Origin of the sequence: Pontixanthobacter sp. (assembly GCF_049682855.1) — a bacterium.
Lineage (GTDB): Bacteria > Pseudomonadota > Alphaproteobacteria > Sphingomonadales > Sphingomonadaceae > Pontixanthobacter.
Genome location: NZ_JBAUIK010000003.1, coordinates 23,230 through 39,748, shown reverse-complemented (window position 1 = coordinate 39,748; position 16,519 = coordinate 23,230). Strand labels below are relative to the sequence as shown.

Genomic DNA, 16,519 nt, shown 5'->3' with positions numbered 1-16,519 from the left:
CATTCATCCTTAAATAGGGGCTGAGTGAAACAGGAGAATCCCCATGGCGACATTCAACGTCACCGATGATAGCTTCAAAGCCGACGTGCTTGAGTCTGATACACCCGTTCTGGTTGATTTCTGGGCCGAATGGTGCGGACCGTGCAAAATGATCGGCCCCTCGCTGGAAGAGATAAGCGACGAACTGTCTGGCAAAGTGAAGATCGCCAAGATGGACATTATGGAAAACACCGGGATCCCGGGCGAGATCGGCGTGCAGTCGATCCCGCTAATGGTGCTGTTCAAAGACGGTAAGGCGGTTTCCCAAAAATTGGGCGCTGCACCAAAAAGTCAGCTGAAAAGCTGGCTTGAAGGCGAATTGTAAGCAGCACTGGCCAGTCCGGATAGTTCAGGCGGCGGGCATATAACCCGTCGCCGTCAAACGCGCCGCCAGCTCTTCAAACAGTGACACTGTCGCGCTGCCTATCATACCTTTGCGGCCGCTATCGACGCGGTATTGGGACCCGTCAGGACGCAAACACACCCCACCCGATTCATTTACGAACAGGCATCCGGCGGCATGATCCCACGGCAAGGTTCTTTCATAAATCGCCAGATCATGCTCGCCCAGCACGGTCAGCGGATATTGCTCCGCAGCGCATCCAGGGGCGGCGACCAGCGTATAATGCGGCGCGATCTCGGCCTCAAATAACGCGCGCTGATCTGTCCGCATGTAGCGTGTCATCGCAGCCAGGCTGGGCGGAACATTGCCGCTCGGACGGGCGATGATATGTTCACCATCGATAAAGGCGCCGGCGCCGCGATGTGCGTGGCATAGACGCTGACGGCGGGGGTCATATATCCAACCCGCTTGGGTGATGCCCTGATCTGCCAGAGCAATCATGATCGCAAAATGCCCGGTGCCGCTGGCGAAATTGCTGGTCCCGTCAATCGGATCAATGATCCAGCATAAGTCCGACAGACGGTCCATTATCGATGGATCGGCATGAGCGGCTTCTTCTCCCACGATTGCGGCGGTACTGTCTATTTTCGATAGCCCCTCACTCAACATTGCTTCGGCTTCGCGATCGGCGATCGTGACGAGATCATCCTTGGCTTTCTCCACCACATCTCCATCGGCCAAATTGCGGTATCGCGGCATAATCGCCCGTGCTGCCACATCTTGCATCAGCTGCAGAACGTGCCGATCAAGAGCATTCATGACCGGTAATCTGCGTTGATGGCAATATAGCCATTGGTGAGGTCGCACGTCCAAACGGTCGCTTTGCCGCTGCCGAGGCCCAAATCCACTCCGACAGAAATTTCCTGACCCTTCAGATGAGCCGCAATTGGCGCCTCGTCATACGAATCCACCGCCAGTCCGTCTTGTGCGACCCATGTGTCAGCGAAGCGGATCGAGAGTGTGTCCCTATCGGCGGGTTCACCTGCTTTGCCCACGGCCATGACCACGCGGCCCCAATTGGCATCTCCGCCAGCAATGGCGGTCTTAACCAGGGGTGAGTTGGCGATCGACATCCCTATCGTATGCGCGCTCTTGTCCGAAACCGCGCCTGTGACTTCGATCTCGATAAGTTTCTGCGCGCCTTCACCATCGCGCACCACCAACAGCGCCAATTGGCGGCACACATCATGGAAAGCCGCCGAAAAGGCATCCGCGCCCGCATCATCGAAAGAGGTCAGGGGCGCGTTACCCGCTTTGCCAGTGGCAAACGCCAGAACCGTATCGCTGGTCGACGTGTCACTATCAACGGTAATGCAGGAGAATGTCGCGCCATTGATCTCGGTCAGCAGGCTCTGCAAAAATGCCGGATCAACCGCCGCATCGGTAAAGATATAACCGAGCATAGTCGCCATATCGGGCGCAATCATGCCGCTGCCTTTGATGATGGCGCTGATACGCACCGTCTTACCATCAACGATTGCGGTCGCCGCCGCGCCTTTGGCAAAAGTATCGGTCGTGGAAATTGCCCGGGCCGCATCTTCCCAACCGCATGGATTGGCGGTGAGAACCGCATCAACACCTGCCTTGGCTTTGTCCTTGGGTAGAGGGACCCCGATCACGCCAGTGGAGGAGACAAACACCTGCGCGCGCGCGCAACCAAGGCGGTCAGCGACCTGTTCCATAATTTGCTCCACGGCTTCTCGTCCTCGGTAACCGGTAAATGCATTCGCATTGCCCGCATTCACGATCAGCGCGCGGGCAGAGCCGGATTTCAGGTGCTCACGCCCAAGCTCGACTTCGGAGGAGGGGCATGCGCTTTTCGTGAATACTCCCGCAACGCTGGTGCCCTCGCACAATTCGGCAAAAGTCAGATCTGCACGGTCCCAGTCCTTATAGCGCGCGCGCGCTATACGCAGTGTGACACCGTCAATATCGGGCATATCGGGGAAGGGCAGGGCGAGCGGCGAGCGTTTCAGGTCCATCGGGCTTTCAGTAAACAGCGAGAGCGCGGCGGGCAATCGGTTGCGTGAGGATTTTGGCCTCGCGGAGCTGGCAGCAGTGAAAAATTCCGTTGAACGCATGACCCATATTGGCCGCAGCCGTCTTTTGCAGTGCAACGCACTGGGTTACTAGCCCCTGGCGCTGAGCCGACCGGCAACCGGCGATTGTGCTGCTGGAAGGCGGCCGGCGTGGCGGGTACCTGCTTCGTTATCTGCACAGCAGATGTGACAGCAAACCACCTGGATGCGGCGCAAACTGGGTCGTTTGCTTACGCGCTAGACGGCGCGGGCCTGCCTGCCTATATAGCCGGTCATGCGCCGCTTTTTCGCCTTGCTTGCCATTTTGACCGGCCTTGCCACTGTGGCCACTCCTGCGAGCGCCGCTGCCGTCAATGATGTATGCCAACAGGTTACAAGCGGCCAATCAAGCGGCAGTGTTCAGACAATAAATCGCGCCTGTCTGGCTGAACGTGGCAACCGAAACTGGAAGAATGTTGAGCGGGCTGATTGCAAGCATTTCAAAGCAATCGCCATCCATGTTCCGGCCGTGCAGATGGGCATTGATCGCGCTCACGAATAGCCTCTGCGGTTCCATTCACTGTTTTATCTGCTGACCTGGCACGCGCGCTCTGCGCCGCGAGTATCTCAGTAGCTTCCTATATCTGTCTTTCGAAAGACCTTTCATGTTTAACGCACTCGTCAAATCCGTATTCGGTTCTTCCAATGATCGTTATGTAAAATCGCTGGGTAAAATTGTTCACCAGATCAACGATTTGGAACCACAAATCCAGGCACTCAGCGATCAGGAACTGAAAGGCCAGACAGACAAATTCCGCGCGCAGCTGCAAGATGGCAAGACGCTGGACGACATTCTGCCAGAAGCCTTCGCGACGGTGCGCGAAGCATCGATCCGCGTGCTGGGTATGCGCCATTTCGATACGCAGATGGTTGGCGGTATCGTGCTGCATCGCGGTGAAATATCGGAAATGCGCACCGGTGAAGGCAAAACGCTGGTGGCGACACTTGCAACCTATCTCAATGCGATCGAGGGCAAGGGCGTTCACGTCGTCACCGTAAATGACTATCTCGCTGGCCGTGATGCCGAATGGATGGGCCAGCTTTATCGCTGGCTTGGCCTCACCGTTGGTGTGATCATTCCCAATCTGGGTGAATTTGAGCGGCGCGAAGCCTACGCCGCAGACATCACATATGGCACCAATAACGAATTCGGGTTCGATTATCTGCGCGATAATATGAAGCATGACCGGAGCGGCATGGTCCAGCGTCCGTTCAATTTCGGTATCGTGGACGAGGTGGATTCGATCCTGATTGATGAGGCGCGGACTCCGCTGATTATCTCTGGCCCTACGGAAGACAAAACCGATCTTTACGTCTCGATTGACGCTGTTGTGAAAGAGCTGGATGAGAGCTTTTACGAGGCTGACGAGAAAACCAAAAACATCACTTGGACTGAAGATGGCACCGAACAGGTTGAACAGCTGCTGATTGACGCTGGCCTGCTGCAAACCGACAATCTCTATGATGTTGAAAACACTCAGGTGGTTCATCATCTCGATCAGGCGCTCAAAGCGAACAAGATGTTCAAGCGTGACACCGATTATATCGTCAAAGATGAGAAGGTCGTGATCATTGATGAATTTACTGGCCGGATGATGGATGGCCGCCGGTGGTCCAATGGTTTGCATCAGGCGGTAGAGGCGAAGGAAGGCGTCAAGATTGAGCCCGAAAACCAGACTATGGCCTCGATCACGTTCCAGAATTATTTCCGCATGTATCCTAAACTGTCAGGGATGACCGGTACCGCCGCCACCGAGGCGAGCGAGTTTTGGGATATTTACAAAATGAGCGTGGTCGAAATCCCGACCAACAAGCCGGTCCAGCGGATCGACGAGGATGACGAGTTCTACAAAAACACCGTAGATAAATTCAAGGCCATCGCCAAAGCCATCGCGGAAAAATCCGAAATTGGCCAGCCGACATTGGTGGGTACGGTTTCCATCGAGAAATCCGAATTGCTGTCCAAATTCCTCGATGATGAAGGCGTAAAGCACGAAGTTCTAAATGCGCGCCAGCATGACCGGGAGGCTTTGATTGTGGCGCAGGCTGGCCGATTGGGTGCCGTCACAATCGCCACCAATATGGCGGGTCGTGGTACCGATATCCAGCTCGGCGGAAACATAGAATTTCGTATCGAAACTGAATTGCAAGGCATGCCCGAAGGGCCGGACCGCGAAGCCGCGATTGCCAGGATTACCGAAGAGGTCTTGGCCGAGCGCGAAAAGGTGAAAGAGGCGGGCGGCCTGTTTGTTCTGGGCACAGAGCGTCATGAAAGCCGCCGGATCGATAACCAGCTGCGCGGCCGGTCGGGCCGCCAAGGTGATCCGGGGCTCAGCCGCTTCTACCTCTGCCTCGAAGATGATTTGCTGCGGATTTTCGGTCCGGATACCCTGTTCAGCCGAATGATGAATTCCAACCTTGAGGACGGCGAGGCTATTGGTTCCAAATGGCTGTCCAAAGCCATCGAAACCGCGCAGAAAAAAGTTGAAGCGCGCAATTACGATGTGCGTAAGCAAGTCGTTGAATATGATGACGTGATGAATGACCAGCGTACCGTTATTTATGAGCAACGCGCCGAAATCATGGATAGCGAAACGGTTGGCGATGTCGTTGTCGATATGCGGCATGATACGGTCAATGCGATGGTTGGCGAAGCGTGCCCGCCTGGCTCCTATCCCGAACAGTGGGATATTGACGGTTTGAAAGAGCGGCTGTCCGACCGCTTTGGCATCACGCCGCCACTTGGCGACTGGCTTAAGGAGGATACCGTCGAACCGGAATTGATCGAAGAGCGTATTCGCACGCAAGTCGATGACATTATGGAAAAGAAAATCGCCAATGCTGATCCGGCCATCTGGACGCGGGTAGAGAAAAGCATTCTCCTCGAACGCCTGGACCACCATTGGAAAGAACATCTGGCCACATTGGATGCATTGCGCCAGGTGGTCTTTCTCCGCGCTTATGCACAGAAACAGCCGATCAACGAATATAAGCAGGAAGCATTTGGATTGTTCGAGAAAATGCTCGACACGCTGCGTGAAGATATCAGCGGCATTTTAATCAAGAGCGAATTGCGGATGCAGCCACCGGTGCAGGATGCATTGCCTGACCTTCCCGATTTTCTCACCGGTCATATTGATCCGTTAACCGGGCTCGATAATTCCAATGACGGGGATGGATCGGAACGGCGCCCGGCCATGTTCGGATCGCTCGCAGGCAGCCCGCGCGCCGCAGTCGGGCCGGGCGGTGCGAATAAAGACAATCCGTATGCTGATATGGGCATCAGCCGGAACGCCCAGTGCCCTTGTGGGTCAGGCAATAAATATAAACACTGTCACGGTGCCGCGGCGTAAAGGCAATGTAAACTAAACTCTGTCGCAAAACCTTTATATCGGTTTACTATAGGCAAGATATATGGTGCACGACAGAAACTCGGAACGATTCGATATCAGTGTCAGGGGCCGGTACCGCACCGGCTCGGGCTTGGCGCGCGACGTGCCCATTTTGGAGATTTCTGAAACAGGGTGCCGGTTTTTCGACAAATTCGGCCGTCTTAAGAGCGGAGATGAAATCACGCTGAGGATTGGCACGATCGGTCCTGTCGTTGGTACCGTCCGCTGGAGCAGGGATCAGATTACCGGCATTGAGTTCGAGAAACCGATTTACGGTCCCGTGTTCGAACATATCCGCGATACGCTCGACGGATCATATTGAAAGGTTTGCTGCCATACACAGCCGCCTTTATCAAACCGGAATATATGGAGTTTTGAGTGGCTCCCCGAGTTGGATTCGAACCAACGACCAAGTGATTAACAGTCACCTACTCTACCGCTGAGCTATCGGGGAACAGCTCTCAAAAAACGACACCGCACTGCCGTCAGACCGCGCCTATATGGGCGCGCGAAATATTTGGCAACCCTCTGCGCACTATCACACCATGAATTGTTCAGCGACAATCCTTTCATCCAAAGAATGACCAGGATCAAATAGCAGTGTCAGTTCCCGGTCTCTGGCAATTTCCACCCGAACATCGGCAATATCGCGAACCTCCTTCTGATCAGCCACGGCAGCGACCGGGCGTTTGTCCGGCTCGTGCACTTTGAAACGCATGGTGGAACGATCAGGCAGGATAGCGCCGCGCCAGCGACGCGGTCGAAACGGGCTGATAGGGGTCAGAGCCAGCAGCTCTGAATCCAGCGGCAGGATCGGTCCATTGGCCGAAAGATTATAGGCTGTGGAGCCTGCAGGTGTGGCAACCAGAACGCCGTCACCGACAAGTTCTCGTATCCGTACCCGCTCATCGACGGACACCTCCATCTTAGCGGTCTGGCGTGTTTCGCGCAGCAAGGAGACTTCGTTGATGGCATATTCAACCTGCGACTTGCCATCCTGGGTCGTGGCTTCCATCCGCAGAGGCGAAATACCGATTGAGCGCGACCGGTTCACCTTTTCCAGCAGTTTAGCTTTCGCGCGGTAGCGATTCATCAGAAAGCCAACCGTTCCGCGATTGATACCATACGTGGGCAAGGTTTTGCCGCTGTCGAGCATGGCGTGAAGCGTTTGCAGCATAAACCCGTCGCCGCCCAGTACCACCAATGCGTCAGCCGCCTCCATCGCCACCCAGTCATGGCTACTGCGCAGTTCGGTTGCCGTTTCAACGGCTTGCGCGGTCGGCGATACGGCCAAAGCGAGCTTCTTGAAGCCGTGATTGCTGCTCACCACACTCTCCTGAAATTTCCTGCGAGCACGGTGCAGGCAAGATGGCTTCGCCTGGCGCTGCGCACGACAGGACGTCTTTATGGCGAGTTGTGCCATTTGGCAACGCGCCCAAAGTAACCGTACCTTACCGCTCTGCGCTGTTTACATCACGATCATGGCTTACACCGCGACCCGAACACGCCGCCGCGCCGACACACGACTGCGTGACAGTTTGACTGGTCTGGCGAACGCTGATGCAGCGCATGCTACTCTTGCAGAATGGCAAATGCGCGCAGGTGCCGAGGGCCGAACGGCGCCGGTGCATACCATGCTTATTGCATTGGGCCGGTTTGATACGGTAAATCTGGCATATGGTTCGGCCACTGGTGACGGCGCTCTGATCGCAGTCGCGAGACGCATCGTTCATTTTGCAGATGACGAATTTGATGCCGGTGACTGGATTGTCGCCCGGTTGAGTGGCGGCAAGTTTCTGCTGGCTGCCCATGAACCATGCAGCCGCGAGCGTTGGCAATGGCTGGCAGAGGCGCTGGCAGACGGTATCGCGCATCCTATCACCGGCCTGGATGCCGCAGGCGCGCTTCGCCTTTGGCCGCGATGTGCACTGATGCGTCCCGCGCCTGGCGAAGGGCCGAGCCTGATTTTTGACCGCCTCGCCGAAACCATAGAGGAAGCCCGCAACCTGAAGGGACGCCGGATTGTATGGGCCGATGGCGGTTTGACTATTCCGGGCCGCCGTAGCGCCGATGTCGAAGCTGACCTGCTCACCGCAATCGATCGCGAAGAGATTGAAGTGGTCTATCAACCACAATTCGCGTTGCAGGGCGGCTCCATATTGGGTGCAGAAGCACTTGCCCGGTGGCAACACCCGCAGCTGGGCAAAATCGGCGCAGCGCAGTTATTTGCAATAGCGGAACGAGTCGATCACGTGGCGCAGCTATCCCGGCATATAGCTGCGCGGGCATTCAAAGATGCCGCCAGCTGGCCAGCCTGCCAACGGTTGTCGATCAATATTACTCCGGCCGATTTGTCAGCGCAGAACTTCGTACCGGAATTTCTTGGTTTATTGGAGAAAACGGGATTTTCGCCCGAGCGTTTGACTGTTGAAATCACTGAACATGTTCTGCTGGCCGACCTGCAACAATGCGCTGCTGTATTGGGCCATCTGAAGCAGTTGGGAATTTCCATCGCGCTGGATGATTTCGGGGCTGGTTTCTGCAATTTCCGTTATCTGAAAATTCTGCCGATAGACACGATCAAGCTGGACAGGGCGATGGTTGAAGGGATTGCGACTGATGCAAGTGATCTGGCTGTGTTGCGAGCGATTATCGCAATGGCAGGGGCGCTGGATATGAGCGTCATGGTGGAGGGCGTTGAAACACAGGCACAGCATGATCTGGTCCGGCGCGAGGGATGTGATGGCTATCAAGGATTCTACGGTGCCGGGCCGCTCAATCACGCCGCATTCGTCAAATTGTCAGGCGCTTAGGTCCAGGCCTTAAGTTTTTGTTCCAGCATTGCGTGCGATGTTGCTAAGGCCCTTGGTCAATTGGAACAGTCCATTCAGCCGCGATTTTGGATCGCTCCATGCGCGGTTGATAACCAGCTTCATATCGGGCCGTAGTTTGGCCGTATCCTTCAACCGGTCTACATAAGCGACCAGGCCGGGTCCGTCTGCAAAATCATCATTGTGAAATGTCACCAGAGTGCCGCGCGCACCAACATCAATCTTGGCAATATTGGCGGCTATGGCCTGATGCTTGATTTCGATGAGGCGCACCAGATTGGCAGTCGCATCGGGTAACGGGCCAAACCGGTCGATCATCTCTGCTGCCATCGCTTCGATTTCCGCGCTGTCTTTCGCATCGTTCAAACGGCGATACAGCGCCATACGCACGGCAAGATCGGGGACGTAATCCTCCGGTATCATAATCGGCGCATCGACAGTAATCTGTGGGCTGACTTTCTCACGCTCTGGCGCAAGACCCAATTCGCCTGCTTTTGCGGCCAGGATCGCGTCTTCCAGCATGGACTGGTATAATTCAAAGCCGACCTCTCGGATATGCCCGGACTGCTCGTCTCCCAGCAGATTACCCGCGCCGCGAATGTCCAGATCATGGCTTGCCAGTTGGAAACCTGCGCCGAGGCTGTCGAGATCGCCAAGAACCTTGAGGCGTTTTTCGGCAATTTCGGACAGCTGCTGATCTTTCGGATGGGTGAGATAGGCATAGGCGCGCAATTTGGACCGGCCAACACGTCCGCGCAATTGATACAGCTGGGCCAGTCCAAACCGGTCTGCGCGGTGGATTATGATGGTGTTGGCGCTCGGAATATCCAGCCCGCTTTCAACAATTGTGGTTGAAAGCAATACTTCATATTTGCCTTCATAAAAGGCGCTCATCCGTTTTTCGACTTCAACAGGCGACATTTGCCCATGCGCGGAAATCGATTTGATTTCAGGGACATGTTTATGCAGCCATTCTTCGACATTTGCCATATCAGCGATACGCGGGACAACGATAAAGCTCTGCCCGCCGCGGTGGTGTTCGCGCAGCAGAGCTTCGCGCATGACCATTTCGTCCCACTCCATCACATAGGTGCGGACGGCAAGCCGATCGACCGGCGGTGTCTGAATAGTGGACAGCTCGCGCAGGCCAGACATCGCCATCTGCAGTGTACGCGGAATGGGCGTCGCTGTGAGCGTGAGCATATGCACATTGGCGCGCAGCTGCTTCAGCTTTTCCTTATGCGTGACGCCAAACCGCTGTTCTTCGTCCACGATGACCAGACCCAGATCCTTGAACTGGGTGCTTTGGGACAGTAGCGCATGGGTGCCGATAACAATGTCGATAGTGCCCGCTTCCAAACCTGCGCGAGTCTCGGCCATTTCCTTGGGCGGAACAAGGCGCGACAGCCGCCCGATTTTTAGCGGGAAATTGGTAAAGCGTTCGGTGAAGCCGGTAAAATGCTGGCGGGCCAGCAGCGTAGTCGGGGCAACTACCGCGACTTGCTGGCCGTTCATTGCGGCAACAAAAGCGGCGCGCAGAGCAACCTCTGTCTTGCCAAAGCCTACATCGCCGCAGACAAGCCGGTCCATCGGTCGCCCGCTTTCCAGATCGCGCAGAACATCGGCAATCGCGCGGTCCTGATCATCTGTTTCCTCCCACGGGAATTTATCGACGAACTGGTTGTAGGATGCCTCTTCAGCTTCCAGCACGGGCGCTTTTTTCAGGGCGCGTTCGGCGGCAACTTTCATCAATTCGCCCGCGATTGCCCGGATGCGCTCTTTCAGGCGCGATCGGCGCTTTTGCCATGCTTCGCCGCCAAGCCTGTCCAGCATCACGGCATCTTCAGACGAGCCATAGCGCGACAAAACATCAATATTCTCAACCGGAATAAACAGCTTGTCACCGCCCTTATATTCCAGCATCACACAGTCATGTTGGCTTTTGCCGACAGCGACCGGTTCCAGCCCGAGATATTTGCCGATACCGTGCTCTGTGTGCACCACCAGATCGCCGCGCCTCAGGGCGGCAAGCTCGGCCAGGAAGGCATCGGCGTCCTTCTTGCGTTTGTTGCGGCGTACCAGCCGGTCACCAAGAATATCCTGCTCGGTAATCAACTCCAATTCGTCATTGGCAAAGCCACTATCAAGCGGCAGGACCATTGCCGCAGGCTTGCCCCGGGCCGCCAGCCCCAAGGCTTCCTGCCAGCTATCGGCCAGTACAGTGTCCGCACCGGCTTCGCTCAGGATCGACGCAATGCGTGACCGGCTGCCTTCGGAATAGGTTGCCAGCAAAGGCTTCTTGCCGCTTTGGGCCAATGTCAGTAAATGCTGTGCGGCGGCTTCATACACATTGTCGCTGCGCGCGCGTTCGGGCGAGAAGTCTCTGGCAGACGTAAATCCGAAATCGACAGTTTTTCTGCTTTCCGGTTCGGCAAAAATACCGGTGCGGTGCATTGGCCAACCGGTGAGCTGAGTTTCGAACTCGTCGCGGCTGAGATAAAGCGCATCAGCGGGGAGCGGACGGTAGCTTCCCGCCGCTTGCCCGGCAGCTTTGATGCGGGCCTGATGATAGTCGGCTATATCGGCGAGGCGTTCATCCGCCGCCTGTACTGCACCGCTATCGATTACGATCTGGTCGTCACTGCCCAAATGATCAAACAGCGTGGTGATTTTTTCCTCAAATAGCGGCAGCCAGTGTTCCATACCCGCCAGCCTGCGTCCGTCGCTTACGGCCTGATATAATGGATCGCCAGTTGCTGCTGCCCCAAATAATTCACGGTACCTGCCGCGAAACCGCTTGATGCTGTCCTCATCCAGCAAGGCTTCGCTTGCGGGCAGCAGCAAATGCGAATTCACAATACCCGTGCTGGTCTGGGTGGATGGATCGAACAGGCGCAAGCTTTCCAGCTCATCGCCAAAGAAATCAAGCCTCAAACCGCCGTTGAGACCGGATGGATAAACATCGACGATGGACCCGCGCACGGCATATTCGCCCGCATCGACGACGGTATCGGCACGCGAATAGCCCTGGCGTTGGAGCAATGCGGACAGCGTATCGCGCCCGATCTGCGTACCGGGCTTAAACGCGCGTACGGATTCGCGGATCCGGAAGGGTGACAGGACCCGTTGCAGAACTGCATTGACAGTGGTGACCAGCAATTGCGACCCGCTTTTTCCCGCCTGCAATCTGTGCAGAGCGGCAAGGCGTCTTGCGCTGACTGACAAGGCAGGGCTGGCGCGGTCGTAAGGCAGGCAGTCCCATGCCGGAAATTCGAGCACTTCCAGCTCGGGCGCGAAGAATTCTGCGGCGTCGACCATCGCGCGCATTGCGGCATCATCTGCGGCGATGAATATTGCGCGGCCTTTGGCAGCGCGTGCCAGATCGGCCAGCACCAGGGGTTGTGCCCCGCGCGCCACGGAAGACAATGTCAGCGGCGCGGTTGCCGAAAGAATGCGGGTAAGATCAGCCATTTGGGATGTACGCTTTACAGGTCGCGGTAGTTCCGTGAGACGTCAGAGTTGCGGCGGCGATCAGCGCGGAATTTCCACGTAATCCAGCTTCTGCATCCGCTCCATCTGCGGGCCAGCATATTTCGGTGGCGTTGCCTGTGTTTTGAGCGCCCATGCCATGACGTCCACATCGTCTTCATCCAGCAGCGTTTCGAACCATTCCAGATCGCTTTCGGCCCAGCCTGCATGATAGCGGTCATAAAAACCGCCAATCATGTAATCGGCCTCGCGCGTGCCCCTGTGCCAGGCGCGGAATTTTGCGCGAGCGAAACGGGCGGAAAGGTCGGATGTTTGAGACATATTCGCGCGGGTAGGGCACTCGCCATTTGTGTGCAAGAAGCTATAAGCCATCACCATGCGGCCTGATATTCTCAATCCCCTGTTTATTGAAGTCTCTGCGCTGGACGGTGTCGGTCCCAAGATGCAGAAACCGCTTGAGAAACTGGGGCTGCGCCGCGTGCGTGATGTGGCCTATCATTTACCCGACCGGTTCGTGATGCGCCGCGCAGTGGGCAATCTGGATGAAGCGAGCGTGGGCGAGCACGTGATCGTGGCGCTCACCCCGACGCAGCACAAGGGGTCAAGCGGGCGCGGCCCGTACCGTGTGCTGGCGCAGGATGATGTCGGCAATATCTGTTCAGTCACTTACTTTGGCCGTGCATCCTATACGGCCAAGAAATTGCTTCCCGTGGGCGAAAAACGCTGGGTGGCCGGGCGTATTGATCAATACGGGCAAATGCTTCAGATAGTGCATCCCGATCATGTAATTGCCGAAAGTGCCGACACTTTTGCCCAGCTGTGTGAACCCGTCTACGCCCTGTCAGAGGGGCTCACCCAGCCGCGCATAACGGGGTTGATTGCGCAATCGCTGGACCGACTTCCCGAATTGCCCGAATGGATCGAAGCGGCTCAATTTGATGCAGAAAAATGGCCCGATTGGCGAGAAGCTCTGAAACTGGCGCATAAAAGCGGGCATGAATATGCGCGCGAGCGATTGGCCTATGATGAATTGCTCGCCAACAGTCTGGCACTGATGCTGGTACGCGCCGATAATCGCCAGCGCAAAGGACAGCGTCTGAATGGAGACGGCCATCTGCGTGACAGGCTGGAATTGCCCTATCGCCTAACCGGTGCGCAATCGCGATCAGTGGCCGAGATAGAGGGCGATATGATGCAGGACACGCCTATGCTGCGCTTGCTTCAGGGCGATGTCGGCGCGGGCAAGACGGTCGTTGCGCTCAACGCTATGCTGATCGCGGTGGAGGCGGGCAAGCAAGCGGCTCTGCTCGCGCCAACCGAAATTCTCGCGCGGCAGCATTTTGAAACTTTGCGCGCGATGGCACGGCCAACCGGGGTGGAAGTCGCGCTCCTGACCGGGCGCGATAAAGGCAAGGCGCGGGAATCCATCCTGATGGGTCTGCTGGATGGCAGTATCGATATGGTCATCGGCACCCACGCGATTTTTCAGGATAGCGTGGCGTATAAGGACCTTGGTCTGGTGGTGATTGACGAGCAGCACCGGTTCGGTGTCGCACAGCGGATTATGCTTACCGGTAAAGGCAAACAGACACCGCACACTTTGGCCATGACCGCAACGCCTATCCCTCGCACGCTGACGCTGGCTCAGTATGGCGAAATGGATGTTTCCCGCCTTGACGAGATGCCGCCGGGCCGCCAGCCAATCGATACGCGGGTGGTCGCGCAGGAACGCCTGGAAGACGTCTTGGCCGGGGTCGAGCGGCACATCACCAGCGGGCAGCAGACCTACTGGGTGTGCCCGATGGTCCGCGAGAACGAGAATGAGGATATTGCCGCAGCGGAAGCGCGCTACGCTAGCTTGAAAGAGCGGTTCGGCGAGAATGTCGTGCTGGTTCACGGGCAATTGAAGCCAGAGCTAAAAGACGCCGCTATGGAACGGTTCGCCAGCGGCAATGCCAAAGTGCTGGTGGCGACAACCGTGATAGAGGTTGGTGTTGATGTTCCTGCGGCGACACTGATGGTGATCGAACAGGCTGAGCGGTTCGGTCTGGCACAATTGCACCAGCTGCGCGGGCGGATCGGACGCGGATCGGAAAAATCGGTATGCTTGCTGCTGCGCGGCGGGGCCTTGTCGGAAACAGGACGCGAACGGCTCGCTCTGATGCGCGAAACGCAGGACGGTTTCCGGCTGGCAGAGGAAGATTTACGGCTGCGCGGCGGGGGCGAGCTTCTGGGGACACGCCAGTCAGGCGATGCCCCGTTCCGGATCGCAACCTTGGAACAGATAACGCGCCTGCTCCCAAAAGCGCATGCCGATGCAAAAATACTTATCGAACGCGACGGCGGCCTGTCGGGCAGACGCGGCGAGGCAGCACGTATATTGCTCTATCTGTTTGAACGCGATTGGGGTGTCCAGATGCTACGCGGCGGATAAAGTGCTCACCCGCCATATAGCCTACAAGACGTGCCCAGACTGAGACGGACTTAGAACGAGACGGGCCCAGAGAACGAGACGGGCCCAGAACGAGACGGGCCCAGAACGAGACGGGCTCAGAACGAGACTTGCGCGCCAATTAGGGCTACATCGGTTTTTGCATCACGCTCTGACCATGTGCTGCCGTCTGGAAAATTGCCGCCTGACAGGAAGTTGAGCGGTGCAAATCCATCAACATGGACATATTCTGCAAACAGATTGAGATTGTCTGCAGGGAACCATGACAGGCCGAGCACTGCCTGGTTCTGGCGTTCCCACGGGGCACCTTTTTCGCCGGCAATGAATTTTGAAAATTCGCCCGATAGAGCAAAATTACGTCCTTGTTTGGTCGAATTTTCAGGGCCAAAGGCATAGCGCGCACCAGCGGTGAAGGCTTCGGTTTTCTGCGCTTCGAAGATGCTGAGCGGATTGGTTGGAATGGGCACTGCTGATCCCGGCCAGACTTTGGTGGTCCGGGCAAATTCACCTATTACCTGCAGATCTCCATATTTCAGGCGGCCATAGGCCACCCATGCCGGGACATTGTCAGCACAGGGGTTGAAGTGAAATACCGGATAGCTCTGGCAATAGGGGCTACCGTGCTGGTAACTTGCGCCCGCCATGATCGTGTTGCCCTGACCCCCCAAAGCGAGTTCATAGCGCGCATCCACTGCAAAGTTGTTCAGTTTCGAGGGTACATTGGTCCCATTGACCGGCGTGTTGGCCGAACGGAATTGAGCGCCGCCCTGAATGGCCATCGCGCGGACATGCAGCCCGTCTTTCACGAAGCCTGCCTGTGCGCCGTAGGCGAGGCCGGCAAAGGCGTGCCAAGTGGTCGAATTGGTGAACGGGCTCACCGTATCATTCAGGCCGAACGGCGTATCCATCTTGCCGATCAGTGCATAGACGGGGCTCTTTTCAAGATTGCCGAGCATCACCCAGCCGCGGCGCAATTGGATCTGGTTACGGGTTAGCGCAGTGATCGTGCCGGCCCCGAAACTCTGCTGCGGATCGTATAGCAATTCGGCATAGGCCGTAACGTCCTGTGTCACACGAGCAGTCACTGCAATTTTGGCGTCGTGCAGCACGGCTTCCGTCACTGTGCTGCCAATCTGGTTGGCGCTGGTTGGATTGCGCATCAAATAGCCGAATTTGCTGGGCCTATTGCTGCGCTGGGCGGTGGCAATCGCGATGGTCGATCCCGAAACGGTTACCCGGTTATCCAGTAAGCCATCGGTGATTGCGGTCAATTGCAGCAGTGGTTTGGTGTTTGTGTCCTCCGCGTGATCAAGAACGCGGTAGGAATATTCGGGCGCGATACCGATCGTATCGGTGAAACCGCGCTTCTGGTCCGCGTCAGACATTTGCGCTGAGACCTGGGGCCGCGCGGCAACCATATCCATATTGTCCGAATTGATCACATGCGGATTTGACGTCGCCTGACCGGCAAGTGTTGGGGCCGCAGCGGGCTGCGCAATCGATCCGGCAGCATCCATTTGCTCCAGCCGCGCGGTCAATTCTTCATTGCTGCGTTCAAGACTGTCTATCCGTTCCTCCAATTGCGCGACCAAAGCGGCAATTTTATCAGCGTCAGTTTTATAAGCATCAGTCTGGGCGGCCACGGGTGTCGCCGCGCACAATAGCGCAATGCAGGACATTGAAATAAGAGTGCGGAAGTTCATCATAGTCCTCAAGCAGAAATGTATGACCATCTCTTATGAATACATGACTACCAAATGGTTAAGGCAAATGGTTAAGGCAAATGGTTAAGGTGGTCTGGTTTCACACCTCTGGACCTGACCGGCAGAGGGGCA

12 protein-coding genes and 1 tRNA gene are annotated in these 16,519 nt (G+C 56.5%); 6 read left to right on the top strand and 7 right to left on the bottom strand.

What is annotated here, in order from left to right; all coding sequences use genetic code 11:
* Positions 1-43 precede the first annotated feature (43 nt).
* Entirely contained in the window at positions 44-364 is a 321-nt protein-coding gene (trxA, locus tag WA922_RS01495; RefSeq protein WP_424769910.1) for a thioredoxin, read from the top strand.
* 24 nt (positions 365-388) lie between these two features.
* Here trxA and WA922_RS01490 read toward each other — a convergent pair whose 3' ends face one another.
* The gene (locus WA922_RS01490) at positions 389-1,201 is read right to left on the bottom strand and encodes an inositol monophosphatase family protein (protein WP_424769909.1); all 813 of its coding nucleotides are present in this window, start codon (positions 1,199-1,201) and stop codon (positions 389-391) included.
* Entirely contained in the window at positions 1,198-2,424 is a 1,227-nt protein-coding gene (gene argJ / locus WA922_RS01485) for a bifunctional glutamate N-acetyltransferase/amino-acid acetyltransferase ArgJ (protein ID WP_424770014.1), read from the bottom strand. Before argJ ends, WA922_RS01490 begins: the two co-directional genes overlap by 4 nt.
* Positions 2,425-2,755: 331 nt before the next feature.
* Between argJ and WA922_RS01480 the strand changes: the two genes are divergently transcribed.
* The 3 genes from WA922_RS01480 to WA922_RS01470 all read left to right on the top strand — a co-directional run bounded on the left by WA922_RS01480 (position 2,756) and on the right by WA922_RS01470 (position 6,234).
* Positions 2,756-3,022: a hypothetical protein gene (locus WA922_RS01480; protein WP_424769908.1), complete on the top strand. Its 267-nt coding sequence runs from the start codon at positions 2,756-2,758 to the stop codon at positions 3,020-3,022.
* A gap of 103 nt (positions 3,023-3,125) precedes the next feature.
* Complete coding sequence (secA, locus tag WA922_RS01475; RefSeq protein ID WP_424769907.1) at positions 3,126-5,873, top strand: preprotein translocase subunit SecA; 2,748 nt, start codon at positions 3,126-3,128, stop codon at positions 5,871-5,873.
* Positions 5,874-5,934: 61 nt separating this feature from the next.
* Positions 5,935-6,234, top strand: coding sequence for a PilZ domain-containing protein (locus WA922_RS01470; protein WP_424769906.1), 300 nt, complete (start codon positions 5,935-5,937; stop codon positions 6,232-6,234).
* A 57-nt stretch (positions 6,235-6,291) separates the two neighbouring features.
* On the opposite strand, the gene WA922_RS01465 is transcribed toward WA922_RS01470, so the two are convergent.
* Positions 6,292-6,366: transfer RNA gene (locus WA922_RS01465), tRNA-Asn, on the bottom strand.
* 84 nt (positions 6,367-6,450) lie between these two features.
* On the bottom strand, positions 6,451-7,239 hold the full coding sequence (locus tag WA922_RS01460; protein WP_424769905.1) for an NAD kinase: 789 nt from the start codon (positions 7,237-7,239) through the stop codon (positions 6,451-6,453).
* A 154-nt stretch (positions 7,240-7,393) separates the two neighbouring features.
* On the opposite strand from WA922_RS01460, the gene WA922_RS01455 reads away from it, so the two are divergent.
* Positions 7,394-8,725: an EAL domain-containing protein gene (locus WA922_RS01455; RefSeq protein WP_424769904.1), complete on the top strand. Its 1,332-nt coding sequence runs from the start codon at positions 7,394-7,396 to the stop codon at positions 8,723-8,725.
* Positions 8,726-8,734: 9 nt separating this feature from the next.
* Here WA922_RS01455 and mfd read toward each other — a convergent pair whose 3' ends face one another.
* Together mfd and WA922_RS01445 are read right to left on the bottom strand one after the other, a co-directional pair.
* Positions 8,735-12,214 (bottom strand): transcription-repair coupling factor, encoded by a 3,480-nt coding sequence (mfd, locus tag WA922_RS01450; RefSeq protein ID WP_424769903.1) that lies wholly within the window; start codon positions 12,212-12,214, stop codon positions 8,735-8,737.
* A 60-nt stretch (positions 12,215-12,274) separates the two neighbouring features.
* Positions 12,275-12,553, bottom strand: a complete 279-nt coding sequence (locus WA922_RS01445; RefSeq protein WP_424769902.1) for a succinate dehydrogenase assembly factor 2 — start codon at positions 12,551-12,553, stop codon at positions 12,275-12,277.
* A gap of 55 nt (positions 12,554-12,608) precedes the next feature.
* Here WA922_RS01445 and recG point away from each other — a divergent pair, with 55 nt between their 5' ends.
* Positions 12,609-14,666, top strand: coding sequence for an ATP-dependent DNA helicase RecG (gene recG, locus WA922_RS01440; RefSeq protein ID WP_424769901.1), 2,058 nt, complete (start codon positions 12,609-12,611; stop codon positions 14,664-14,666).
* 116 nt (positions 14,667-14,782) lie between these two features.
* Here the strand turns inward: recG and WA922_RS01435 are convergent, their stop codons facing one another.
* Positions 14,783-16,327 (bottom strand): hypothetical protein, encoded by a 1,545-nt coding sequence (locus tag WA922_RS01435; protein WP_424769900.1) that lies wholly within the window; start codon positions 16,325-16,327, stop codon positions 14,783-14,785.
* Positions 16,328-16,519: the final 192 nt, after the last annotated feature.